At 62.6% G+C, this 23,125-nt stretch carries 20 protein-coding genes; 12 read left to right on the top strand and 8 right to left on the bottom strand.

Annotated elements, in window-relative coordinates:
* Positions 1 to 31: 31 nt before the first annotated feature.
* Both rhaS and MesoLj_RS35645 read right to left on the bottom strand, forming a co-directional pair.
* On the bottom strand, positions 32 to 1,027 hold the full coding sequence (gene rhaS, locus MesoLj_RS35650) for a rhamnose ABC transporter substrate-binding protein (protein WP_202324579.1): 996 nt from the start codon (positions 1,025 to 1,027) through the stop codon (positions 32 to 34).
* 48 nt (positions 1,028 to 1,075) lie between these two features.
* Positions 1,076 to 1,879, bottom strand: a complete 804-nt coding sequence (locus MesoLj_RS35645; RefSeq protein WP_056565871.1) for a DeoR/GlpR family DNA-binding transcription regulator — start codon at positions 1,877 to 1,879, stop codon at positions 1,076 to 1,078.
* A 184-nt stretch (positions 1,880 to 2,063) separates the two neighbouring features.
* Between MesoLj_RS35645 and MesoLj_RS35640 the strand changes: the two genes are divergently transcribed.
* From MesoLj_RS35640 to ggt, 3 genes are all read left to right on the top strand, one after another.
* Positions 2,064 to 4,166: a bifunctional rhamnulose-1-phosphate aldolase/short-chain dehydrogenase gene (locus tag MesoLj_RS35640; protein ID WP_202324576.1), complete on the top strand. Its 2,103-nt coding sequence runs from the start codon at positions 2,064 to 2,066 to the stop codon at positions 4,164 to 4,166.
* Positions 4,167 to 4,261: 95 nt separating this feature from the next.
* Positions 4,262 to 5,554 carry an L-rhamnose catabolism isomerase gene (gene rhaI, locus MesoLj_RS35635; RefSeq protein ID WP_202324573.1) on the top strand — a complete coding sequence of 431 codons (1,293 nt, stop codon included), beginning with the start codon at positions 4,262 to 4,264 and terminating at the stop codon, positions 5,552 to 5,554.
* Between the two features lie 98 nt (positions 5,555 to 5,652).
* A complete protein-coding gene (gene ggt / locus MesoLj_RS35630) occupies positions 5,653 to 7,392 on the top strand; it encodes a gamma-glutamyltransferase (RefSeq protein ID WP_202324569.1) in 1,740 nt (579 codons plus the stop codon).
* Between the two features lie 49 nt (positions 7,393 to 7,441).
* Here ggt and MesoLj_RS36795 read toward each other — a convergent pair whose 3' ends face one another.
* The 4 genes from MesoLj_RS36795 to MesoLj_RS35610 all read right to left on the bottom strand — a co-directional run bounded on the left by MesoLj_RS36795 (position 7,442) and on the right by MesoLj_RS35610 (position 10,896).
* Positions 7,442 to 7,777: a hypothetical protein gene (locus tag MesoLj_RS36795; protein WP_081295188.1), complete on the bottom strand. Its 336-nt coding sequence runs from the start codon at positions 7,775 to 7,777 to the stop codon at positions 7,442 to 7,444.
* Positions 7,778 to 8,065: 288 nt separating this feature from the next.
* Positions 8,066 to 8,554, bottom strand: coding sequence for a hypothetical protein (locus tag MesoLj_RS35620; protein WP_181180101.1), 489 nt, complete (start codon positions 8,552 to 8,554; stop codon positions 8,066 to 8,068).
* A gap of 198 nt (positions 8,555 to 8,752) precedes the next feature.
* Entirely contained in the window at positions 8,753 to 9,193 is a 441-nt protein-coding gene (locus MesoLj_RS35615; protein ID WP_202324566.1) for a hypothetical protein, read from the bottom strand.
* A 335-nt stretch (positions 9,194 to 9,528) separates the two neighbouring features.
* Entirely contained in the window at positions 9,529 to 10,896 is a 1,368-nt protein-coding gene (locus MesoLj_RS35610; RefSeq protein ID WP_202324564.1) for an aminotransferase-like domain-containing protein, read from the bottom strand.
* Positions 10,897 to 11,037: 141 nt separating this feature from the next.
* Between MesoLj_RS35610 and MesoLj_RS35605 the strand changes: the two genes are divergently transcribed.
* Genes MesoLj_RS35605 through MesoLj_RS35575 form a run of 7 tightly spaced genes read left to right on the top strand, consistent with a single transcriptional unit; the run spans position 11,038 to position 20,030 of the window.
* The gene (locus MesoLj_RS35605; RefSeq protein ID WP_202324562.1) at positions 11,038 to 12,357 is read left to right on the top strand and encodes a hydroxymethylglutaryl-CoA reductase, degradative; all 1,320 of its coding nucleotides are present in this window, start codon (positions 11,038 to 11,040) and stop codon (positions 12,355 to 12,357) included.
* 2 nt (positions 12,358 to 12,359) lie between these two features.
* A complete protein-coding gene (locus MesoLj_RS35600) occupies positions 12,360 to 13,367 on the top strand; it encodes an ABC transporter permease (protein WP_202324559.1) in 1,008 nt (335 codons plus the stop codon).
* 38 nt (positions 13,368 to 13,405) lie between these two features.
* A complete protein-coding gene (locus MesoLj_RS35595; RefSeq protein ID WP_202324556.1) occupies positions 13,406 to 14,422 on the top strand; it encodes a sugar ABC transporter substrate-binding protein in 1,017 nt (338 codons plus the stop codon).
* Between the two features lie 15 nt (positions 14,423 to 14,437).
* Entirely contained in the window at positions 14,438 to 16,552 is a 2,115-nt protein-coding gene (locus MesoLj_RS35590) for an ABC transporter permease (RefSeq protein WP_202324554.1), read from the top strand.
* Positions 16,552 to 17,664: an SMP-30/gluconolactonase/LRE family protein gene (locus MesoLj_RS35585; RefSeq protein ID WP_202324551.1), complete on the top strand. Its 1,113-nt coding sequence runs from the start codon at positions 16,552 to 16,554 to the stop codon at positions 17,662 to 17,664. Before MesoLj_RS35590 ends, MesoLj_RS35585 begins: the two co-directional genes overlap by 1 nt.
* The gene (locus MesoLj_RS35580) at positions 17,657 to 19,156 is read left to right on the top strand and encodes a sugar ABC transporter ATP-binding protein (protein WP_202324549.1); all 1,500 of its coding nucleotides are present in this window, start codon (positions 17,657 to 17,659) and stop codon (positions 19,154 to 19,156) included. Before MesoLj_RS35585 ends, MesoLj_RS35580 begins: the two co-directional genes overlap by 8 nt.
* On the top strand, positions 19,140 to 20,030 hold the full coding sequence (locus MesoLj_RS35575; protein WP_202324546.1) for a hydroxymethylglutaryl-CoA lyase: 891 nt from the start codon (positions 19,140 to 19,142) through the stop codon (positions 20,028 to 20,030). The genes MesoLj_RS35580 and MesoLj_RS35575 overlap by 17 nt, the downstream gene beginning before the upstream one ends.
* Positions 20,031 to 20,120: 90 nt before the next feature.
* Here MesoLj_RS35575 and MesoLj_RS35570 read toward each other — a convergent pair whose 3' ends face one another.
* Complete coding sequence (locus MesoLj_RS35570) at positions 20,121 to 20,945, bottom strand: universal stress protein (protein ID WP_202324544.1); 825 nt, start codon at positions 20,943 to 20,945, stop codon at positions 20,121 to 20,123.
* 91 nt (positions 20,946 to 21,036) lie between these two features.
* Complete coding sequence (locus tag MesoLj_RS35565) at positions 21,037 to 21,570, bottom strand: flavin reductase family protein (RefSeq protein WP_202324542.1); 534 nt, start codon at positions 21,568 to 21,570, stop codon at positions 21,037 to 21,039.
* 475 nt (positions 21,571 to 22,045) lie between these two features.
* On the opposite strand from MesoLj_RS35565, the gene MesoLj_RS35560 reads away from it, so the two are divergent.
* Both MesoLj_RS35560 and MesoLj_RS35555 read left to right on the top strand, forming a co-directional pair.
* On the top strand, positions 22,046 to 22,402 hold the full coding sequence (locus tag MesoLj_RS35560) for a c-type cytochrome (RefSeq protein ID WP_446720280.1): 357 nt from the start codon (positions 22,046 to 22,048) through the stop codon (positions 22,400 to 22,402).
* Between the two features lie 204 nt (positions 22,403 to 22,606).
* Positions 22,607 to 23,116, top strand: a complete 510-nt coding sequence (locus MesoLj_RS35555; protein WP_202324539.1) for a hydrolase — start codon at positions 22,607 to 22,609, stop codon at positions 23,114 to 23,116.
* Positions 23,117 to 23,125: the final 9 nt, after the last annotated feature.

Below are 23,125 nucleotides of genomic sequence, written 5' to 3'. Positions count from 1 at the left end.
CCCCGCCGCGACAGCTTGAGAGGGTCCGAGATCAATAGATCTTGGAGAACTTCTCGATGTTGGTCTTGTCGAACTGGAAGGGCGGAGCCATCGCAGCCGAGTTGGTGTCGTCGAGCGTCACCTTGCCGACGCGGCCGATCGACAGCGTGGCGCCGGGCTTTGCCTCTTCCTTCTTCACCGCCAGGTCATGGGCGAGGTAGACGGCGGAGTAGCCGAGGTCGATCGGGTTCCACAGCGCGACCGCCTGGCTGGCGCCGTTGTCGATGAACTTCTTGAACTCGGACGGCAGCGCGAGGCCGGTGACATTGACCTTGCCGATCAGGTTCTCGTCGGTGACGACCTGCGCGGCGGCAACGACGCCGACGGTGGTCGGCGCGATGATCGCCTTGAGGTTCGGATAGGACTTCAGCAGGCCCTTGGCTTCGTCGGTGCTCTTGGCCGAATCGTCATCGCCATAGACGGTGGCGACGAGTTTGATCTTGGGGAACTTCTCCGGCAGGATTTTCTTGGCCGCGTCGATCCAGGCGTTCTGGTTGGTCGCGGTCGAGGACGCCGACAGGATAGCGACATCGCCGCCTTCCGGCAGGTGGTCGGCGGCAAGCTTGATGATGGTCTCGCCGATCAAGCCGGTGTCGGACGGGTTGAGATGCAGTTGGCGGCCTTCCTTGGCGACACCGGAATCCCAGGAGATGACGGTGATGCCCCGCTCCATGGCCTTCTTCAGCACCGGCACCAGCGCGTCGGCGTCATTGGCGGAAATGGCGATGGCGTTGACCTTCTGGGCGATCAGCGAATTGACCACTTCGATCTGCGCTTCGGCGGTCGCCTTGGTCGGGCCGGTGTAGATGATGTCGACGTCGCCGAGTTCCTTGGCCGCCTCTTCGGCGCCCTTGTTGGCTGCGTCGAAGAAGCCGTTGCCGAGCGACTTCACCACCAGCGCGATCTTGACATTCTCGGCATAGGCCGCATTCACGAACATGGCGGCGGAAAAGGCCGCCGTAACCATCAATTTCTTCAAGAAGCTCATCGTATATCCTCCCTTGAGCGTTGCATTTCCATCGCCGCTGCGGGCGTCTCAGGCCTGCAGTGAAGATTCTTCCTTTGCCGATTTGCGGGCGACGATCAGCGTCACGCCGGCGGTCTCCAACATCTTGGCTTCGCGATCCTCGATGCCGTCATCGGTGATGACCGTGGCGATGCGCGACAACCCGCACAGGATCAGGCTGGAGCGTTTGCGGAATTTCGAGGAATCGACCAGCACCACCAATTCGTCGGCCTGGTCGATAAGCTTCTGCTCGGCCTGGATCAGCAGCGGATCGCCTTCCATCAGGCCGAGCGGTCCCAAGCCTTGCGCTCCCATGAACATGCGGCGCGCGTAGAAATTGCGCGTCACGTCATTGTCGAAGGGCGACAGGATGATGTTCTGCTCGCGGTAGATGGTGCCGCCCGACAGCATCACCGTGTTCTTGGAGTGCTTGAGCAGATGCTCGGCGATCGGAAACGAATTGGTGAAGATCGGCATGCGGCGGCCGGTCAGGAAATGCACCATCTGGAAGGTGGTGGTGCCGCCATTGATGATGATCGGCTCGCCGTCGCCGCACAATTCCACGGCTTCTCGGGCGATGGCCCGCTTCTGCGCGGCGTTGATCGTTTCATTGACGGAAAAGGGCCGGCCGGCCAGGCCGATGAATTGCGGCGGCGAGATCGCCTCGGCGCCGCCGCGCACCCGGCGCAGGCGCTTTTGCACGTGAAGAGCCGCTATGTCGCGCCGGATCGTCGCCTCGGAGGACTCCGTCAGGTCGACCATCTCCTGCACCGTCACCACAGGCTTTTCCTGGACTGCGGACAGAATGATCCTGTGGCGCTCTTTTTCGTGCATGGTTCCTCCCTGCCTGGCCATCTAGGCACTCAAAACAAGCACTGTCAATCATTTCCGATCACATAATTTCATTGTGCAGCGCAATATGATCGATCTTGATCGTTTGTGATTGACAAGCGAGCCTCTTGCGTAGACATTCCCGGCAAAATGGACCGCGGCTTTTTGCGTCCCAGGGAGGATACCTATGCTCGACAAGCGCTCCGGCTCGCGCCTTGCCAATCTGTGGGACGATGCGAAGGCCCAGGGGATGAGTGAGCCTGAGCTCCTGGTCTATCGCTCGAACACGCTCGGCTCCGACAAGCGCGTCACCAACTATGGCGGCGGCAACACATCGTCCAAGATCTGGCAGAAGGATCCGCTCAGCGGCGCTGATGTCGAAGTGCTCTGGGTCAAAGGCTCCGGCGGCGACAGCGCCTCGATCAAGCTGGACGGTTTCGCCACGCTCTACATGGACAAATTGCGAGCGCTCAAAAGCCTCTATCGCGGCGTCGAGCACGAGGACGAGATGGTGGGATATCTGCCTCACTGCACCTTCAATCTCAATCCGCGCGCGGCCTCGATCGACACGCCGCTGCATGCCTATGTGCCGAAGCCTTTCGTCGACCACATGCATCCCGACGCCATCATCGCGATCGCCGCGGCCAAGGATTCCAAGGTGCTGACGACAGAGATCTTCGGCGATGCCATCGGCTGGCTGCGGTGGAAGCGGCCCGGCTTCGAACTTGGCCTGTGGCTGGAGAAGTTCTGTGTTGAACACCCCGCCGCCAAGGGTGTCATCCTCGAAAGCCACGGCCTGTTCACCTGGGGCGACACGCCCAAGGAATGCTACGAGACGACGATCTCGGTGATCAACCAGGCGATCGAGTGGTTCGAGCGCCGCTCCGAGGGCCTCGCCATTTTCGGCGGCGAAGTGGTCAAGTCGCTCGACGCCACGGAGCGCCGCGCCATCGCCGCGAAACTGATGCCCAGGATTCGCGGCCTGATCTCCGAAAAGAGCCACAAGCTTGGCCATTTCGACGATTCCGCCGCCGTGCTCGAATTCGTCAATTCCAGGGATCTGCGCCCGCTGGCGGCACTGGGCACCTCATGCCCCGACCATTTCCTGCGCACCAAGATCCGTCCGCTGGTCATCGAGTTCGATCCGGCCAGGCCCGATGTCGATGCGGTCATTGCGCGCCTCGCCGACGACATCGCTGAATACCGCGTCGGCTACCAGTCCTATTACGACAGCTGCAAGCATCCGGGCTCGCCCGCCATCCGCGATCCAAACGCCGTGGTCTATCTGATGCCGGGCGTCGGCATGTTCACCTTCGCCGGTGACAAGGCGACGGCACGTATCTCCGGCGAATTCTACGTCAACGCCATCAATGTCATGCGCGGCGCCTCGACCGTCTCGTCCTATGTCGGCCTGCCCGCCCAGGAAGCCTTCGACATCGAATACTGGCTGCTCGAGGATCTGAAGCTGCAGCGCATGCCGAAACCGAAGTCGCTGGCCGGCCAGATCGCGCTGGTCACCGGCGGCGCCGGCGGCATCGGCCGCGCGACGGCCAACCGCCTGTTGCGCGAAGGCGCCTGCGTGGTGCTGGCCGACATCGATGAAACAGCACTCGCCAGCGCCAATGAGGAACTGGCGAAAGCCTACGGCAAGGATTTCGTCCGGCCGGTGGTGATCAACGTCACCTCGGAGGATCAGGTCGTGGCCGGCTTTGCCGAAACGGCGGTCGAGTTCGGCGGCATCGACATCCTGGTGTCCAATGCGGGTCTCGCCTCCTCGGCGCCGATCGAGGAGACGACGTTGGCGCTGTGGACCAAGAACATGGACATATTGTCGACCGGCTATTTCCTGGTTTCGCGGGAAGCGTTCCGGCTGTTCAGGGTGCAGAAGATCGGCGGCAATGTCGTCTTCGTCGCCTCCAAGAACGGCCTTGCCGCCTCGCCCAACGCCGCCGCCTATTGCACCGCCAAGGCCGCCGAGATCCATCTCGCCAGGTGTCTCGCGCTGGAGGGCGCGGAAGCGCAGATCAGGGTCAATGTCGTCAACCCGGATGCCGTGCTGCGTGGCTCCAAGATCTGGACCGGCGAGTGGAAAGAGCAGCGCGCCGCCGCCTACAAGATGTCGACCGACGATCTGGAGGAGCACTACCGCTCGCGCTCGATGCTCAAGCGCTCGGTCTTCCCCGAAGACATCGCCGAGGCGATCTATTTCCTCGCCTCCGACATGTCAGCCAAATCGACCGGCAACATAATCAACGTCGACGCCGGCAACGCGCAGAGCTTTACGCGCTAGGCCATCTTCCTTCTCCCCGTTCTACAGGGAGAAGGTGCCCGAAGGGCGGGTGAGGGGCAGCGCCAGCTGAACGCATTCTTGGGAGGAACCAGCACTTGTCCGAAACGATCATTTCCGCCGACGTCGTCGAAAGAAATAACATCGCCCGCAAGGCCGACCTCGAGCGCGACTACGCCTCGCTCGGCGAGCGCCTCGACCGTCGCGGCATCGCCATCGACGCCATTCGCGACAAGGTGGAAAAGTTCGCCGTCGCCATCCCCTCCTGGGGCGTCGGCACCGGCGGCACCCGCTTTGCCCGCTTTCCTGGAGCCGGTGAGCCGCGCGACATCTTCGACAAGATCGAGGACTGCGCCGTCATCAGCCAGTTGACGCAGGCGACCCCGACCGTTTCCTTGCACATTCCTTGGGACAAGGCCGACCCGAACCGGCTGAAGCAGGCGGCCTCGCGTTTCGGTCTCGGCTTCGATGTCATGAATTCCAACACCTTCTCCGACGCAAAGGATCAGGCGCTTTCCTACAAATTCGGCTCGCTCTCGCATGCCGATGCCGGTACGCGCCGCCAGGCGGTCGAGCACAATCTCGAATGCATCGAGATCGGCAAGACGCTCGGCTCCAGGGCGCTGACGGTGTGGATCGGCGACGGCTCGAACTTTCCGGGCCAGGTCAATTTCGCCAAGGCATTCGAGCGCTATCTCGATGCGATGAAAGAGGTCTATGCCGGCCTACCCGCCGACTGGAAGCTGTTCACCGAGCACAAGATGTACGAGCCGGCCTTCTATTCCACCGTCGTGCAGGACTGGGGCACCAACTACATCATAGCGAAAGAACTCGGCGACAAGGCGTTCTGCCTCGTCGACCTCGGTCACCATGCGCCCAACGTCAACATCGAGATGATCGTGTCGCGGCTGATCCAGTTCAAGAAACTCGGCGGCTTCCACTTCAACGATTCGAAATATGGAGACGACGATCTCGACGCCGGTTCGATCGATCCCTACCGACTGTTCCTCGTCTTCAACGAACTGGTCGATGCCGAACTGTCCGGCGCCGACGGCTTTGACCCTGCCCATATGCTCGATCAGAGCCACAACGTCACCGATCCGATCGAAAGCCTGATGCTGTCGGCGGTCGAGGTGCAGCGCGCCTATGCGCAGGCGCTGCTGGTCGATCGCAAGGCACTCGAAGGTTTCCAGGACGGCAATGACGCGCTGATGGCGACGCAGACGCTGAAGGCGGCCTACCGCACCGATGTCGAGCCGATCCTGGCCATGGCGCGGCTGAAAACCGGCGGCGCCATCAACCCGGTCGCCGCTTACCGGGCGGCTGGCTACCGCGCCAAGGTAGCGGCCGAGCGCCCTGCCGTCGCCGGCGGCTCGGGCGGGATTGTCTGACACGCCTGACATCTGAATTGATCCGCCTGGCCCACCATTGATGGTGGACTTGGCGGCAGCGACAGGGTCTTCTGGGCACCCCGCCCAGGAGCACCGCCATGCGCCATATCAGCCAAACCCTGATCGCCGTCAGCCTCTCTTTTGCCTTTGCGATAGCACCACTTCAGGTGACGTTTGCGGCGTCGCCAGCGCCGGCCAAAGGCGAACACGGCATGGTGGTGACGGCCCAGCATCTGGCGTCGGAAGTCGGCGTCGAGGTGTTGAGGAAGGGCGGCAACGCGGTCGATGCGGCGGTCGCGGTCGGCTATGCGCTGGCCGTCGTCTACCCCAATGCCGGCAATATCGGCGGTGGCGGTTTCATGACCATCCGCTTCGCCGACGGCAAATCGACCTTCCTCGATTTTCGCGAGCGCGCGCCGCTGGCGGCCACCAAGACCATGTATCTCGACAAGGATGGCAACCCGAAGAAGGGCGCCAGCCTGGACGGCTATCTCGCGGTCGGCGTGCCGGGCTCGGTGGCCGGTTTCGAAATGGCGCGCGAGAAATATGGCACCTTGTCCAGGCAGGACCTGATGGCGCCAGCGATCGCCTATGCCAAGGATGGCTTCATCCTCGATCAGGGCGATGCCGCCTCTTTTGCCGGCAATGCGGACCGGCTGGCGAAGGACCCGGCGGCGGCCGCCGCCTTCCTGAAGCCCGACGGCAAGCCCTACGGCATCGGCGAGAAGCTGGTTCAACCTGACCTTGCCGCGTCGCTCTCGGCGATTTCCGACAAAGGCTCCGATGCCTTCTACAAAGGCGCCATCGCCGCCGCCATCGTCAAGGCAAGCAGCGCCAAGGGCGGCATTCTGGCCAAGGCCGACTTCGAGCAATATACGGTGCGCGAACTCAAGCCGGTGACCTGTTCCTATCGCGGTTACGAGATCACGTCCTCGCCGCCGCCGAGTTCAGGCGGTGTCATCATCTGCGAAATCCTCAACGTGCTCGAGAGCTATCCGCTGTCCTATCTCGGCGCCGGCTCGGCCGAGACGGTGCATGTCATGGTCGAGGCGATGCGCCATGCCTATGTCGACCGCAACTCGGCACTCGGCGATCCCGATTTCGTCGACAATCCGATCTCGAAATTGCTTGATAAAGCCTACGCCAAGGACATCCGCGACAAGATCGACCCGTTCCGGGCCGGCGTGTCGCAGGACCTGATGCCAAAGGGGTTTGGCGAGTCGAAGGAGACCACGCATTATTCGATCATCGACAAGGACGGCAATGCGGTTGCAGTGACCTATACGCTGAATGGGTCCTTCGGCGCAGGCGTCGTCGCCGACGGCACCGGCATCCTGCTCAACAACGAGATGGATGATTTCACCCAGAAGCCCGGCGTGCCGAACCTCTATGGCCTGGTCCAGGGCGAGGCCAACGCCATCCAGCCGAAGAAGACGCCGCTCTCATCGATGAGCCCGACCATCGTGGCCAGGGACGGCAAGCCGTTCATGGTCATCGGCAGCCCCGGCGGCTCGCGCATCATCACCATCACGCTGGAAGCGATCGTCAACGTCATCGACCATGGCATGAACATCCAGGAGGCCATCGACGCGCCGCGCATCCACCATCAATGGCTGCCCGACACCGTCTATGTCGAGCCGTTCGGACTCTCGCCCGATACAGAAAAGCTGCTCGCCGGCATGGGCTATCACCTTGATCTCGGTGACCAGACCTGGGGTCAGGCGGCTGGCATTCTCGTGGGAGGCAAGAGCCTGGCGGAAATCGAGAAGGGCGGCGGCGCGCGCTACAATGGCGCCATCGACAGCCGCGCGGCATCGGGGGAGGCTCTCGGATATTGATATCCGGGTAAACCCTTGAACAGGCGCCAGCTCATGGCCGGCCGGGCAGTCAGGTAACCAGCGTGATGGTCGATGCAATCAGCATCAGCGCGGCGATGCCGACGAACAGCGCGTAGATACGCGGCCGGTCGAGCAGAAGCGCATTTCCCGATATCCAGGCCGAGGTCGCGCCGCCAAGCGCGAAGAGGAACCCGTTGCGATGGCCGAAGGTCATCGACGCGGCCATCAGCCCGCCAATGATCAGGGCGCCGAATACGATGATCACGGCGACCGCGTATTTTTCGAAGTCGTTGCCGCCGCCCATGGCCGGGCCGATTGCATTCAGATTCGGCAGGTCGTCCGGATCGAAAGACCCGTATTCGTCTTGACCGATGGATTCTCGCATCACTCGTTCTCCGCTGACCGGCAACAAACCATCAACACTTGCCGAGTGCAACCCGATCGCACGTCCCTCTCCATGTTGACCGCCGTCTTCAACACGTTCCGGCGGCACTTGTCATCGATTTTTCGGCCATCTGGCTCGAATGCAACACGGGTCCGCGCCTCGGGGCACGCCGCCCTCCCATTCCATATGGACCGTGTTCGCGGAGAAAAGATGATGCCGCCGATCAATTCAGCATGCTGAGGCTTCTGCACGGCTGCGGCGGCGAGTCGCAGTGCCCGCCACGCGCCATCATTCCCGTGAAGGGGAGGCGCTCAATCGACGATAGGGGACGCCATCGAAGCTTGCCGTCACAAAATCGGCGACGGACATCTTGCGCTTGCGTCCGTCGCTGCAGGCATAAACCGGCCAACCGGCATCGCTGCATTCGCTGGCAGCGCAGATACGCGCCAGGCAGTTGCCAATGGTCAACCGGAAGCCGCCCTTGCCGGCGAAGCCTTGCAAGAGGCTGCCGTCCGCCGAGCGCCATGTCCGCGCACGAAATTCCGCCCGCAAAAGCAATGGCTCGAGAGAGACCGCAAGATTGGTTTCGCCCGCACGTCCCGCGAACTGCAGACGGAAGCGCGCCATTGCGGTCGTGTATGCGGTCACGAGATCCGATTCGCTAAGATAGGAGATCGGCAGGTTGGAGCGGTCGAGCAGATGAGACACACGCTTGCTCGCCTCTACCGGCGTCAGCAAGGCAACAAGAGTAAGAATGGCGAAGAAAGTTCGCGACATTTTCAGCAGCCATATCGATCTCGGCCTGCCGGTTTGGTCCCGGTTGCCCCCGCGTAAACATCCCGCCAATCGTTGCCCTGCGCAAGCCGCTTGCCCACGCGGTCCATAAGGCGGCCGAGTGTGCAACTCGCAAGGCCACCGATGGCGGGTACAGCCGGCGTTGCGGCAAGGAGGAGACCTGCCACCAGCCAGGATTCCTCAGCTGGCGCGCGCCGCCGGCAGTTCGAACAGATTAGCGCCGTTCTCCTGGCCGCGCTCGACATAGCCGATGACGCTGAACCATCTGGCGACGTCAGGCCCCTGCAACCAACTGCGCGAGTGGATGGGGAGATTGCCGGCGAGCGCCTGGATGTGGCGGATGTGCCGCTTGCAGAAACGCACGGTTGAGGCGCGGAAGAAATCCTCCTGCGCGGCAAACAGCGTATCGGCGGCGTCGCTGTTCTCATGCCAGGCGATGATCGCCACGGCCTTGTCGCCCTCGACAAGCGCGTGTGCGCGGCCTTCCTTCAAATTCATCATCAGATTGTCGTAGGCGATCTTGCTGTCCTTGCCGGCCGCCGCGTACTCGTCCGACATCCGCTTGGACAAGCCATGGAAGACATCCTCGAGATCCCCGAGCGTCGCTGCACGTGCTCTCATTTCACCTCCTGCAGCCCCTCCGGGAAGTTTGCCCTAAGGATGAGGGATCACCAAGCAAATCAATTCCACTGACGGGCCGAGTAGAGCAAAGTCATTTCAGGCCGGCACGATCGGAGCTGCCGAACGCATTCCGGCGCTTGGTGGGCTCTTCGCCAACAATCCGCGGAAAATGGCGGAGGCAAGCAGGGACAACACGCTGCCTACCCAGAACGACACGACGGTCGCGGCGCTGGGGAGGCCACGCGATCAATGGCGACGGCGCCCGAGTGGGCAGAGGGTTCAAGTTTCCTCTACTGCTTTGCCTATTCGATCAGAAAGCAGTGAGTGACGCTGCGTCAGGAGGTTCTTGCTCGCTGCATGAATTCAAAGAAACGCGGGTCCGAAGCCCACGCAATGTTCACGCGAATGCCGGCCTTGCCTGGCCGGCGTTCCGGCGAAAACACGGTGCCTGGCGCGATGAAAATCCCTTCGCGAGCCCCTTCCCGGGCAAGAGCGATGTCGTCGACGTGGTCCGGCAGCTCCAAATAGACGTAATATCCGCCGGTGGGCTCGGCAAAGAGCCGCAGGCCCATCTTCTGGAGGCGGGGGACGACCGCTTCGGTCGCCTGGCGCACACGTTGCCCGAGGCGCTTCAGATGGCGCCGGTAGTGGCCCTCGTTGATCAGCCCATGGATCAGCCGCTCGATATGGCCAGAGCTGTTGACGGTCGTCAGCATTTTCAGCTCGGCCAGCGAGGCGATGAGGTCGGGGCGTGCCGCGATATAGCCGCAGCGCAGGCTGGCCGACAGCGTCTTGGCGAAGGTGCGCACGCAGATGACGTTCTGCAATTGGTCGAGCGGTGCCAGGCCCACGCCGCGCACGGTTGGCAGATCGATGAACGGGTCGTCCTCGACCACCAGCATGTCGTATCGCGCGGCGATCGTCAGGATCGAATGGGCCGTCGGGAGGTTGGTCGAACTGCCGGTTGGATTGTGGGCGAGCGATTGGGTGAAAAACAGCTTCGGGCGCTCGCGCTCTGCCTTGCCGGAGAGATCCTCGATATCCGGCCCGTTCGCGGTTCGCCTGACGCCGACCATGCGCACCTGCGCCAGCTTCAGCTTGGCGAAAAGCGGGTAGTAGCCGGGGTCGTCGACCAGCACCGTGTCGCCGGACACCAGGAAGCGGCGTATGATGAGGTCGAGGGCATGGTTGGCGCCGAACGTCAGCAGGATCTGATCCGGCGCGGCCTGCACCTCGCGTTCCATCAGATCGAAGGCCAGCCGCTCGCGCAGCGCCGGCAGCCCCATCGCCGAACCGTAGCCGTCACTGCTGGATCGGTGGTTCCTCCCTAGCAGCCCGAGGTGACGCCGCACCTCCGACTCCTCCATCCATGAGGCGGGGGGGCGGCCGTCGCCAACGCGGATCGAAAAGCTTTCCTCCAGCTGTGCGTTGAGCAGGGAGGCGATGTCCACTGCCTCGGCCACATGAAGCGGGCGTTCGCTCGGCTTTTGCCGGCGTCGTTCGGCGACGGTGAAGCCCGCGCCCGGTCGTGACAGTGCAATTCCGGCTGAAACCAGGCGGTCGTAAGCATCGACAATCGTGTTCTTGGAGACGTCGAACTGCTCGGCGGCCTTGCGTATCGACGGAAGCTTGGCGCCGGCGATGAGCGAGCCCGTCTCGATGCGCCTTCTGATTTCGTTGGCCACGGCCTCGGCGCGCGTCATCTTCTGTTCCTTGCGGCGGCGTGCCCGGAAACGGACTGGTACAGTAGGCCGCTGTTTCTTAAAACTGTACCTTGCCTGATGGTATCAGTTGGACGATAGCTGGCTCAACAAGAAAACAGCATTCGCAGGGAGGCGATGGTGATGGGAGCAGTCTTGGACGGCGTCGAGCCGCGGCTGAATTCCCGCATCGAGAAGTTTCGCGATCTGTCGCCGGCGGATCGCCTGGCGAAGGCCGGCGAGGTCGCGGGCCTTTCGCAGACGGACCGTGACGCCTTGCGCGGGCTAGGCGCGCTTCCGCTCAACATTGCCGACGGCATGATCGAGAATGTGATCGGCACATTCGAGATCCCGCTCGGCGTCGCCACCAACTTCACCATCAACGGACGCGATTATCTCATCCCGATGGCGGTGGAGGAGCCTTCCGTCGTCGCCGCCGCATCCTATATGGCGCGCATCGCCCGCGGCTGTGGCGGGTTCGAGACGTCGAGCACGGCGCCGATCATGCGGGCGCAGGTTCAGATACTCGACATATCCGATCCTCATGGGGCGCGGGCCCGACTTCTGTCGAGCCGCGACGAGATCGTGGCCGCGGCCAACGAAAAGGACCGGGTCTTGAACCGGCTCGGCGGCGGATGCCGCGACATCGAGGTGCAGGTATTCGAGGATACCGCCGTCGGGCCGATGGTGGTGCTGCATCTTCTCGTCGACGTGCGTGACGCGATGGGCGCCAACACCGTCAACACCATGGCCGAAGCGGTCGCGCCGATGATCGAGCGGCTGTCCGGCGGTGTCGTTCGGCTGCGCATTCTTTCCAACCTTGCCGACCTGCGGCTGGCACGGGCGCGGGTGCGCCTGACGCCGGAGGCACTGGCAACGCAGGAATTCACCGGCGAGCGCATGGTCGCCGGCATTGTCGAGGCCTGCTCGCTGGCGGTCGTCGATCCGTATCGCGCCGCAACGCACAACAAGGGCATCATGAACGGTATTGATCCGGTCGTTGTCGCGACCGGGAACGACTGGCGCGCGATAGAGGCCGGCGCGCATGCCTGGGCGGCGCGCACCGGGCGCTACACGTCGCTCAGCCGTTGGGAAGCCGATGCGGCCGGCGCCCTTGTCGGCACACTGGAAATGCCGATGGCGCTCGGCCTTGTCGGCGGCGCCACCAAGACGCATCCGGCCGCGCGCGCCGCGCTGAACCTGCTTGGCGTGAAAACCGCACAAGAGCTTGCCGAGGTCACGGTGGCTGTCGGCCTGGCGCAGAACATGGCGGCGTTGCGGGCCCTGGCCACCGAAGGCATCCAGCGGGGGCATATGGCCCTGCACGCCCGCAACATCGCGATCGTGGCGGGAGCGGTTGGCGATGACATCGAGACAGTGGCCAAGGAACTTGCCGCCAATCACGACGTCCGTGTCGATCGCGCCAGGGAAATCCTATTGAGACTCAGCAAGGAGAAGGGCTGAGCGTGAGCGACACAACCGCAAACGGCTATCCGGCAAGGGCTCAAACCCTGCTGAAAACCCAGGAAGGCATCGTGTTGGTGCTGGCGGTGCTGGCCTTTGCGCTGTTTTCCTTGCTGCTGCCGTCCTTCTTCAGCGCCGGCAACATCCTCGCCCTGGTCCGAAGCGTGTCGATCCTCGGCATCCTGGCGCTGGGCATGGCGCTGGTGGTCATCGCCAGGGGCATCGACGTCTCGATGATCGCGACGATGGTGGTTTCCGTTTCATGGGCATTCGTGATCGCGCGCTCGGGCTATTCGTTGGAGTTCGCATTGCTGATCGGAGCCCTGTTCGCGGTCGGCGCCGGGCTGATGATTGGGACATTGATCGCGTTCGGCGACGTTGCGCCCATCTTCGCAACACTTGCCGCCGGCTCGGTGATCTATGGCCTCGGCAGGACCTTCTTCTTCACGCTGGAAATGCAGAACGTGCCGCCGGGAGCCGAATGGTTTTCGCTGATCGGCCAAGGCCGCATTCTCGGCATTCCGGTGACCGTGGTGGCGTTTGCCCTGCTTTGCCTGGTTCTGCACCTGGTACTCAGCCGCACGCGGTTCGGCTGGCAGATCTATGCCATGGGCAACAATCCGGCGGCGGCCAAGATCATCGGCATTCCCTATCGGCCGATGGTCGTTGCGCAATATGCGATCAGCGGACTGATCGCCTACGGCGCCGGACTGATCCTTGCCTCGTCTGCTTCGGCGATCAATGCCCGGCTTTTCAACTCGACGATGATCTACGACATCCTGCTGGTCGTGGTGCTCGGCGGCATTGGCCTGAATGGTGGCCACGGCAAGGTCCGCAACGTCATTCTGGGCACCATCTTCGTGGGCATCCTGCTCAACGGCATGACCATCATGAACATCGACTACACGATCCAGAACCTGGTCAAGGGCGTCGTGCTGCTTCTGGCGATCGTCATCGATTCACTCGTCAATCCACGTGACGAGCAGACATCCCAGCAAGGGGATCTCTGAGAACCAACCAAAATGCCAAATGCAATGGGAGGAAACCAATGCGACTTCTGAAAACGACAAGATGGCTTGCCGCGGTCTGTATCGCCCTGGCGGGAGTGGTCACGGCCAGCGCGCAGGACAAGGGCCTGGAAAATCCACGCTCGACGACGTTCCACAAGACGCTTGAAGGCAAGAAGGTCGTCTTCCTGCCGCTGTCGATGGGCTTCGACCTGACCGAAGGCTGGGCAGCCGTTATGCGCCAGCAGGCCAAGCGGCTCAACTACAGCTTCGAGATCCGAGATCCCGCCTGGAGCACTGATGCCGGCACCAAGGCGCTGCAGTCGCTGATCAGCGAGAAGCCCGATCTGATCGTCGCGCACAATCCTGACATCCAGTCCTACGCCCGCCTGCTGGCGCAGGCGCAGGCCGCCGGTATCAAGGTGGTGCAGATCAACCTCGAATCGAACACCCAGACCGACTCCTATGTCGGCGCCGACTGGACCGAGATCGGCGAGCAGGCGGCGCAGGCCGTGGTCGACAAGTGCAGCGCCGGCAAGGGCGCCTCGACCAAGGTGGCAATCGACACCGGGGTGCCGACGGCGGCGTCTGACGTCTTTCAGCTCGACGGCATCTATCGCGTGCTGAACCAGCATCCCGATATTCAGGTCGTCTCGCAGCAGGCCACCGAATACAATCCGGAAAAGGCGCGTTCGATCATGGACACCGTGCTACAGCAGCATCCGGACCTCTGCGGCGCCATCGGCATCTGGGATAACCAGGATACCGGCACGGCGTCCGCCATCCAGCAGGCCGGCAAGAGCGCCCAGGTCTTCCTCGTCACCAGCGGCGGCGGCAACAAGGTCGGCTGCGAGAATGTGGAGAAGGGTCTGTTCAATCTCTACATCAGCTACAACGTGCCGCTGCAAGGCGAAATCCTGAATGCGGAGATCGCGCGCTTGCTGCTTTCCGACGGTGCCGCGGGCGAGACCAAGACGCTCTACTTCAATCCGCTTACTCAGATCACCAAGGCAAACGTCAACCAGCGCAATTGCTGGACCCTGGACGACCTGAAGTAACGGATAACAGGACCGATGGCCGCCAGTGACGTGCTGCTGCGACTGCGCTACCGGTTCGTGCCGGACCGCCTGTTCGGCGAACTTCTGACCAAGAGCTGGATTGACAACGTCATTCCGGCCCTTGCGTTGGTGATTACGGTTCTGGCCATGATCTGGACCATTCCCGGCTTCGTGTCGGCCGGGACGTTCTCGGATCTTGCCCGCCAGGTGTCGGAGTTCGGCCTCGTCGCGCTGGCCCTGACGATCGTCATCCTTTCGGGCGGCATCGACCTCTCGGTCGGCTCCGTGTTCGCCCTTTGCGTGCTGGCCGCGCTGGTGTCGATGAATGTGCTCGGCCTGCCGATCGGCGTGGCGCTCATTGCCACGCTGGCGACAGGAATTGCCTGTGGATTGCTGAACGGCGTTCTTATCGGCTACCTCAGGTTGCGCGCCTTCATCACCACGCTGGTGACGCTGGTCATCTACCGGGCGCTCTATGACATCATCTTTCCGCGCCTTGCCAGCGCCATCGTCGGCTCGATGCCGGTGTCCCCGACATGGGATCTGATCGGCTTCGGTTCGTTCCACGGCGTGCCGGTCTCGTTCATCATCTTCGCCATCATTGCCATCGGCGCGCATGTCGTCCTCTCACGGCTCAGGCCGGGCTGGCGCCTGCGCGCGGTCGGCGGCGCGCGCCGATCGGCATACAATGCCGGCGTCAACGTCAAGCTGACGGTCTGCCTGGCCTATGTCGCCTCGGGCGTGCTGACCGCCATTGCCGCCTTCCTCTTTTCGGCCCGGCTTGGCAGCACCGGCGCCGACACCGGAATAGGATTGGAGATTTCGGTGCTGACCGCCGTCGTGCTTGGCGGCGTTTCGCTGGGCGGTGGCCGTGGTTCGGTCGGCAATGCGGTGATCGGCTCCATTCTGGTGCTGATCCTGACGAACGGGCTCATCCGGCTGTCGATGCCGGGCTCGGTCAACCAGCTGATCCTCGGCCTGGTTCTGATCGCCGCCGTGCTGTTCGACGCCAAATGGGTGAAGAACCGCGGCAAGCTCCTGAACAAGGTCTATGTTTCGCCGACCTATCTGCGCCTTCCCGAGCAAGCGGCCACGGTGGGAAGCAGCGTGCTGGCCGTCAACGACAAGCTCGGCGCCACGCAACTGATCGGGCTTGGCGACGTCGAAGGGCCTGAAGATGTTGTGCTCGACCGTGACGACAATCTCTACACGGGAACGCGGCACGGCACGATCATGCGGTTCCTGGCGCCGGATTATAGGCGCTGCGAGGTTTTCGCCCGCATTGGCGGGCATCCTTTGGGGCTCGCTTTCGCGCCCAATGGCGATCTTTTGACCTGTGTCGGCGGCATGGGGCTCTATCGCGTTGCGCCAGACGGAAAGGTCTCGAAAGTCACCGACGAAACCAACCGCAGCTTGCTGTCGGTGATCGACGATTCGCGGCTGCGGCTTCCTGACGATCTCGACATCGCGCCGGACGGACGCATCTTCTTCAGCGAGGCGACGATCCGCTACGAGATGTCGGAATGGGCGGTCGATGCTCTCGAGGGCAGAGGCAATGGGCGCCTGATATGCCATGATCCGAAGACAGGCTCCACGCGCACCATCCTGCGCGGCCTGATTTTTCCCAACGGGGTCACCATCTGCCGCGACGGCCAGTCGCTGCTTTTCGCCGAGACCTGGGCCTGCCGCATCAACCGCTACTGGTTCGACGGGCCGAACAAGGGCAGACGCGAGATATTCATCGACAATCTTCCCGGCTATCCCGACAACCTCAACCGTGGCTCCGACGGCACCTACTGGATCGCGCTCCTCGGCATGCGCACCAAGACCTTCGACTTGGCCATGCGCAAGCCTGCCTTCCGCCGCCGTATGGCCAGGCGTATCGCCGCCGATGAATGGATGTTTCCCAATATCAATCGCGGCTGCGTGTTACGCGTGTCGGCGACCGGCGAGATCATCGATGCACTCTGGGACAAGGCTGGCGAGAACCATCCCTCGATCACCTCGACGTGCGAGCACAAGGGCTGGCTCTATCTGGGCGGAGTGTCCAACAACCGCATCGGCCGTGTCCGCGTCGAGGGCGCCGACCCGCAATGGACGGCGCATGACGATTATTGGGGGAAGCGCTAATGGTGGGCCTGGGCACATTGGTGCGCCGGCTGTTTTCAGCCGATGATGCCGGCATCAGCGTGCCGGCGATGGACGGCGTCTTCAAGCCGGACAACCGGCTGGAGGAGGCGGAGCGGCTGCTGGCCCTTCCCGGGATCGACAATCTCGTCGCGTCGCCGACAGGGCTGCTTTGCAGCAGCGACAAGACGCTTCTCAGGATTGACCTCGACGGCACGCACATTTCGCCGGTCACCGTGGCGGAGTTTCCCGCACCGGTCACCTTTGTCGCATCGGCGCCCGATGGCCGGCTGGCCGTCGGCATCGAAGGCGATGGCCTGCATGTCGGCCAGGCAGGCACCTGGAAGCGGATCGAGCTCGCGCCCGACATGACGTCATGCCTCACCGCCGGCGTCTTTGCGTTTGACGGGGCGCTGTTGGTCTGCGTCGGCTCGCGCAAGCATTCGGCGCACCATTGGAAGCGCGATCTGATGGAACGCGGCGCAAGCGGCGGCGTGTTCGCAATCGACCCCATCGGCGGCTCAGGCCGCGCGCTCGCCCAGGACCTGGCTTTCCCCAACGGCGCTGCATTCCTCGGCGATGGCCGCCTGGCGATCAGCGAAAGCTGGCGCCATCGTGTTGTCGCCATCGACCCGAAATCGGCGGTGCGTCCCATGGCGATGCTGGAGGATCTGCCCGCTTACCCCTGTCGGCTGTCATCCGCCGCCGGCGGTGGCCTGTGGATCGCGCTGTTCGCGCCGCGCCGGCAATTGTTCGAACTGGTGCTGCGCGAGGACGACTACCGCCGCGAAATGATGGCGACGATCGATCCCGACGAATGGATCGGGCCGGAACTTGCCGGGTCGGCGAAACCCGACCAGCCACTGAGCCAGGGCTCCATCCGGCAGATGGGCGTGCTCAAGCCCTGGGCGCCGTCGCGGTCCTATGGCCTGGTCGCCCGCTGCGACGACAAGGGCCTGCTTCACGAAAGCTGGCACAGCCGCGCCGATGGCTCCATGCACGGCATTACTTCCATTTGCGAATATGGCGACCGCGTCTATGCCACGTCGCGCGGATCGGGCACGTTGCTGCGCTTGGCAGTGCCGGCAAATGACGGTGGATCCGTGCATGGCTGACATCGTCGAATTTCGCAAGGCGACCAAGGAGTTCCGCGGCAACGCGGCGGTACGCGCCGTCGATTTCACACTCCGGCGCGGCGAAGTCCATGCACTGCTCGGTGAGAATGGCGCCGGCAAATCGACGCTGACCAAAGTGCTCGCCGGCCTCTATCCCTTGACCTCTGGCGAAATGCTGCTCGACGGCAAGCCGGTGAGCTTCTCGTCTCCCGGCGAGGCCATGAAACATGGCATCGCCATGGTGTTCCAGGAAACCAACCTCGTCCAGTCCATGAACGTCGCCCAGAACATCTTTCTCGGCGAGGAACGTTTTTTCAACCGGCTGCGCGGCGTCAACATCCGGGCGCAGCAACATTTGCAGCGGCTGAACTTCCATGTCGAGCCGACAGCGCTGGTGTCGACGCTCGGCGCGGCCAAGAAACAGATGGTCGAGATTGCCCGCGCCGTCCATCACAAGGCCCGCATCTTCATCTTCGACGAGCCGACGGCAACGCTCACCCCGGAGGAAAAGCAGCACTTCTTCGCGCTGGTCGAACGGCTGAAGGGCGAGGGCGCCTCCGTCATCTTCATTTCGCATGCGCTGGAGGAGGCGCTGTCGATCGCCGACCGCATCAGCGTGTTGCGCGACGGTGCGTTGATCGTTACCGACGATGCCCGCAATCTCACCCGTGAAAAGATCGTCCAGGCCATGGTTGGCCGGCAATTGACCGATGCACTCTATGGCGATGCCGCCGCGAGGCGCGTCGCCCGCCCTCCCGGCGACAAGGTCCTGGCCCTGGAAAATGTCTCGATGGGCAAGGCGGTGCGCAGCGCGACATTGTCGGTGTTCGCGGGCCAGGTCACCGGCCTGTTCGGGCTGGTGGGCGCCGGTCGTACCGAAATGATGAAGATCGCCGCCGGCGTGCTGAAGCGGGACTTTTTCCATGGCGGGCGTATCCAGCTGCGCGGCGAGACAGTGCGCTTTCGCGTCCCGCGGCAGGCCGTGCGGCGCGGCGTCGCCTACATCACCGAGGACCGCAAGCTCGACGGTTTGTTCGACACGATGGGCGTCGTCCAGAACGTGTTCCTTGGCAAGCTGGCGAAGGCGTCCAATCCGGTCACCATGGTCGGCATGGGTGAGGCCAGGCGGCAATCGGCCGAATGGATCGAGGCCATGAAGGTCCGTTCGATAGGTGGCAACGCCAAGGTTGTGGAGCTGTCGGGCGGCAATCAGCAGAAGGTCGTGATAGCCAAATCGCTGATCCAGGGACCGTCACTGATCATTTTCGATGAGCCGACCCGCGGCGTCGATGTCGGAGCGATCGCCGAGATTCATCGGATGATCGAGAAACTCGCCGATGCCGGCGCGGCCGTCGTGGTCATCTCCTCCTACCTGCCCGAAATCCTCAACCTGTCGGACCGCATCCTGGTGGCGCGCCAGGGGCGCATCGTCGAGGAGATGACCATCGACGAAGCATCGGAAGAAAAGATCATGTATGCCGCCGTCCACTGAACCGTTGCGCGTGGAACGCCAGGTTACGATCGTCGAAGTCGGTCCGCGCGATGGGTTGCAGAACGAAAAGAGGTTGGTCTCGACCGGGCAGAAGCTGCGCCTGATCCGCATGCTGGCCGATTGCGGTTTCGCCCGCATCGAGGCGACAGCCTTCGTCTCGCCGAAATGGGTCCCGCAGATGGCCGACCATGAGGCCGTCATGCGGGGCGCGGTGCGTCATGCGGGCCTCGTGCTTTCCGCCCTGGTGCCCAATGAGCAAGGCGCCCGGGCGGCGATCGCGGCGGGCGCGCAGGAGCTTGCGGTTTTCACCAGCGCCTCCGAGACGTTTTCGAAGCGAAACACCAATTGCACGATCGAGGAGGGACTGGTCCGTTTCGCGCCCGTGATCGCATTGGCGGCCGAACACGCCTTGCCGGTGCGGGGCTATGTTTCCTGTGCCGTCGACTGTCCCTATGAAGGCCCGATCGAGCCCGGCGCGGCCGCGAAAGTCGTCGCGCGGCTGCGTGATCTCGGCTGTGCGGAAATCGCCGTCGCCGATACGATCGGCAAGGCAACCCCCGAACGCGTGCACGCCATGGTGCTGGCATGCCTCGCGGAGGCGGAGGCGACGCAGCTCGCCGGCCATTTCCACGATACCGGCGGCATGGCGCTGGCCAATGTCGATGCGGCATGGAGCCTCGGGCTCAGCGTCTTCGATTCCGCGGCGGGCGGGCTCGGCGGCTGCCCCTACGCCCCCGGTGCGGCCGGCAATCTTCGCAGTGGTGCGCTGGTGGAGCATTTCTCGTCGAAGGGGATCGCTACCGGAATAAACGGCGAGCTGCTGGCCAACGTGGAAAACATGCTTGCCGAAGCCATGTTCTTTGGCGAGCTGTGAGAGTTAAAAAGCAAAAGATTTCAAGTCTTTGCTACGCCCGAAGGGTAGAGGCTTCGGCGACAGGGATTGGTCGGCGGGCCGAACCCGCCATCAGTTCGACATCAGCCGATGAAGCCAGACTTCATCCAGCAGCGAACGGGTAACTCCGCCAAACGCCCATTCCCTCAGTCGGCTATGTCCGTAGGCGCCCGACACGATTAGGTCTGCCTTGACTGAGGCCAGGAAGTCCACCAGTCGATTTCCTTCCTCGTCTGACTTCAGGATTTCGGTTCGCGCCTTGATGCCGTGCCCGGCGAGGAAACTGGCGACGTCCTTGACGCCGTCCCTGATCCAATCGCTCGGATTGCGATCAATCGCCACGATGATGACTTCATTGGCCATGGCCATCAATGGCACGGCGTCTGCCACGGCGCGCCTCGCTTCCCGCGTGTCCTTCCAGGCTACGACGATCCGGCCGAGCGGCAAACTCGTCGCGCCAAGGGCAGCAACCAGGACAGGCCTGCCGGCGCGCAGCACCAAACTGCCCGGATCAGCCATACGGTAAGCGTCGCCCGTGGATGCGCCGAGCGAAGCGCCCGTGACGACGAGGTCGGCGAGAAGGGAAGCTCTGGCGAGGGCATGATCTGGATTCTCGACCGTGTCACGCCATTCCGCACTGACCGCTCCGGCGACGAGCCTGTCGAACTTGGAGTGCCTGTCATCAAGCCGTTGCCGGATCTCGGTCCTCGATTGCTCCCAAAGTTCAGCAGCGATCGCCGCGCCCTCGGGCGCCATCGTAACCGGCAGCGGAGCGTCCGCGGCGCAGAAACCGATCAGCTTTGCATCGAAACGTTTGGCAAGATCGATGCCGACCTGCGCGAGCGGTTCGATCGGACCATCGATGCCCAGGTTCAACAGAATGGATTTGTAGCTCATCGGGGCGCTTCCGTTTCAGAGGTTCGGTGCACCGAAGCTAGCCTTGCAGGAACGTTCTCACCTTGATGTCGATCAAAACGGTTGCAGCCGCTCAGGGGATACGGGATTGGAAATGAACCATTTCGCCGTCCACGACAAAGGCGCCATTTCCGACGTGGTGGATCGTCTTCGGGTTCGGTTGAGCCGGGTCGATCCATGCTTTCAGGACCTCGAGGACGAACAGGTTATATTTGCCCACCAGGCGTATATCGATGACCCGGCATTCGAGGTTGGCAAAGCACTCGGCGATCAGGGGAGCCGAAACGCGCTCGGCGGGAAGGGGCGTCAGCCAGGCTGTCGCGAACTTGTCAGTGTCGCGTCCGGAGCAGTTTCCGACCTTGACGACTTTCTCCGCGAGGCCAATGGCAGGGATCGCGACCACGCATTCCTTCGTTTGACGCAAAGCGAAGAAGGAGAAGTCGTCGCTCGACACGACGCAGGCCATGGTCGGCGGCGCGATTCCCGCCATCATGTGCCAGGACATGGTCATGACGTTCGCGCGGCCCTGCTTTGACCTGGTTGTCAGAAGGACAACGGGACCAGGCTCGATCAGCCGATAGACTTCGGCAAGCGGCAGTTCCTTCATCGCGTCCTCATTTCCACTGTCTGCAAGACAATTGCTCCGGCGATGTCGTGCCAGGCAATGCCCTTCCTCGCCTTGATCAATGTCAAAGTCGGGAAGCGGCGGAACGAGGAAGGGGTAGCCAAGAGGTCGATGCAAGTCTGTGCCGCCGGAGGCCGATTGATCTTGATCAATGCATGCCGGAATTGACTTTGCGATGTTCGATCAGAGCCACACAAGGATCAGTTCATGTCCACTGGAGGCATTCTCTTTTGGGGCGTCCTGCTTTGCCTCGCTTGGATCGTCGGGATCGGCATCTACTTCGAAATGACGTCCTCCAGGAGACGCAAGCCCTCTGCGGTGAGCTATGGCTTCGGCCGCCGTTCAAGGCCGCGCCACCCTAAGACCAGGCCTTGATGTGGAAGGCGGAGGCCAAGGAATTTTACAATGACCTGGAAGGGACGACATGCGCGTAGCCACTCTCGCTCCTTAAACTGACATGATCAAGCAAGGCCTGACGACAATGCGATCCCACCCGGCGCTCTCGATCCCACTACTTGTGTTCGCACTCGGCTTTGCATCGTCAGCCTATGCTGTCGAAGACCCGCAGGTCGCTTATGGGAAAAGACTGGTCGAGAAAAACTGTGCCCGCTGTCACGCGGTCGGTCCGGGCGGCGAGAGCGCCCATCCGGGCGCGCCGCCTTTCCGGTTGTTGCACCAGCGGTACCCAATCGAAGATCTTCAGGAAGCTCTGGCCGAGGGGATATCCACCGGACATCCGGACATGCCCGAGTTCGTAGCTTCTCCCGACCAGATCTCCGCGATTATCAGTTATATCCAAAGCCTGGGCCGATGATGTCGGTCGACAGCAATCTCATCGACGCGCCTGCGGTTCATTGCGAGCCGACATGGGTCTGCGAGATCATCAGACCGATCTGCGTAGCCGCTTGGCCACGGACCGGCTTCGACGTGCGTCAATCGTGGCTCTTGGCGGCGTTGACCGGAATCAATGATGGCGGGGTCGTCAGCTGGTCTGATGTGCCCGTATCAGGAGGTAGTCATGCAGACGAACGAAACACCGCGCTATGATGCGAGCGTGAACACGACGGGTTGCTGCCCAAAATTCAACCCGGGTGGCTGGGACGATCAGGAATTGCACTTCACCGACAAGCCGTTCGTGAAGGCGACGACCCACAGCATCATGCATGTTCCGGTGAACATGGGCAGCGTCTTTGCCCGTGTCAACGAGCACATCGACGACGCGGGCGCTTCTGCCGAAAGCCAGTCCATCGTCCTAAGCCGCGATCTCTCGCCTTGGACGAGCGAGCACCTTTTTTCGGTTTCAAAGGCCGTGCCCGAGGAGGAAATGGCTACGCTGACAGGCGACTTCGTCACCAAAGTGTTCGAGGGAGCGTTCGAGCAGGTAAGGGGTTGGCACGAGGAAATGCTTGAACTCGCGCGCCAGCACAATCCCAAAGCCAGCGACGTGTATTTCTTTTATACGACCTGCCCAAAATGCGCCGCAGTGTATGGCAAGAACTACGTTATAGGGGTAGCCAGGATTTCCTGAGCCTGGCAA

Origin of the sequence: Mesorhizobium sp. 113-3-9, assembly GCF_016756515.1 — a bacterium.
Classification (GTDB): domain Bacteria; phylum Pseudomonadota; class Alphaproteobacteria; order Rhizobiales; family Rhizobiaceae; genus Mesorhizobium.
This window is presented reverse-complemented; position numbering and strand designations above follow the sequence as displayed.

Coding starts and splice junctions, on each gene's coding strand:
- rhaS (WP_202324579.1), bottom strand. CDS start 1,027: ATGAGCTTCTTGAAGAAATTGATGGTTACGGCGGCCTTTTCCGCCGCC.
- MesoLj_RS35640 (WP_202324576.1), top strand. CDS start 2,064: ATGCTCGACAAGCGCTCCGGCTCGCGCCTTGCCAATCTGTGGGACGAT.
- MesoLj_RS35555 (WP_202324539.1), top strand. CDS start 22,607: ATGCAGACGAACGAAACACCGCGCTATGATGCGAGCGTGAACACGACG.
- MesoLj_RS35575 (WP_202324546.1), top strand. CDS start 19,140: ATGCCGCCGTCCACTGAACCGTTGCGCGTGGAACGCCAGGTTACGATC.
- MesoLj_RS35585 (WP_202324551.1), top strand. CDS start 16,552: ATGGTGGGCCTGGGCACATTGGTGCGCCGGCTGTTTTCAGCCGATGAT.
- ggt (WP_202324569.1), top strand. CDS start 5,653: ATGCGCCATATCAGCCAAACCCTGATCGCCGTCAGCCTCTCTTTTGCC.
- MesoLj_RS35620 (WP_181180101.1), bottom strand. CDS start 8,554: ATGTCGCGAACTTTCTTCGCCATTCTTACTCTTGTTGCCTTGCTGACG.
- MesoLj_RS35560 (WP_446720280.1), top strand. CDS start 22,046: ATGATCAAGCAAGGCCTGACGACAATGCGATCCCACCCGGCGCTCTCG.
- MesoLj_RS35645 (WP_056565871.1), bottom strand. CDS start 1,879: ATGCACGAAAAAGAGCGCCACAGGATCATTCTGTCCGCAGTCCAGGAA.
- MesoLj_RS35615 (WP_202324566.1), bottom strand. CDS start 9,193: ATGAGAGCACGTGCAGCGACGCTCGGGGATCTCGAGGATGTCTTCCAT.
- MesoLj_RS36795 (WP_081295188.1), bottom strand. CDS start 7,777: ATGCGAGAATCCATCGGTCAAGACGAATACGGGTCTTTCGATCCGGAC.
- MesoLj_RS35590 (WP_202324554.1), top strand. CDS start 14,438: ATGGCCGCCAGTGACGTGCTGCTGCGACTGCGCTACCGGTTCGTGCCG.
- MesoLj_RS35565 (WP_202324542.1), bottom strand. CDS start 21,570: ATGAAGGAACTGCCGCTTGCCGAAGTCTATCGGCTGATCGAGCCTGGT.
- MesoLj_RS35595 (WP_202324556.1), top strand. CDS start 13,406: ATGCGACTTCTGAAAACGACAAGATGGCTTGCCGCGGTCTGTATCGCC.
- MesoLj_RS35605 (WP_202324562.1), top strand. CDS start 11,038: ATGGGAGCAGTCTTGGACGGCGTCGAGCCGCGGCTGAATTCCCGCATC.
- MesoLj_RS35580 (WP_202324549.1), top strand. CDS start 17,657: ATGGCTGACATCGTCGAATTTCGCAAGGCGACCAAGGAGTTCCGCGGC.
- MesoLj_RS35570 (WP_202324544.1), bottom strand. CDS start 20,945: ATGAGCTACAAATCCATTCTGTTGAACCTGGGCATCGATGGTCCGATC.
- MesoLj_RS35610 (WP_202324564.1), bottom strand. CDS start 10,896: ATGACGCGCGCCGAGGCCGTGGCCAACGAAATCAGAAGGCGCATCGAG.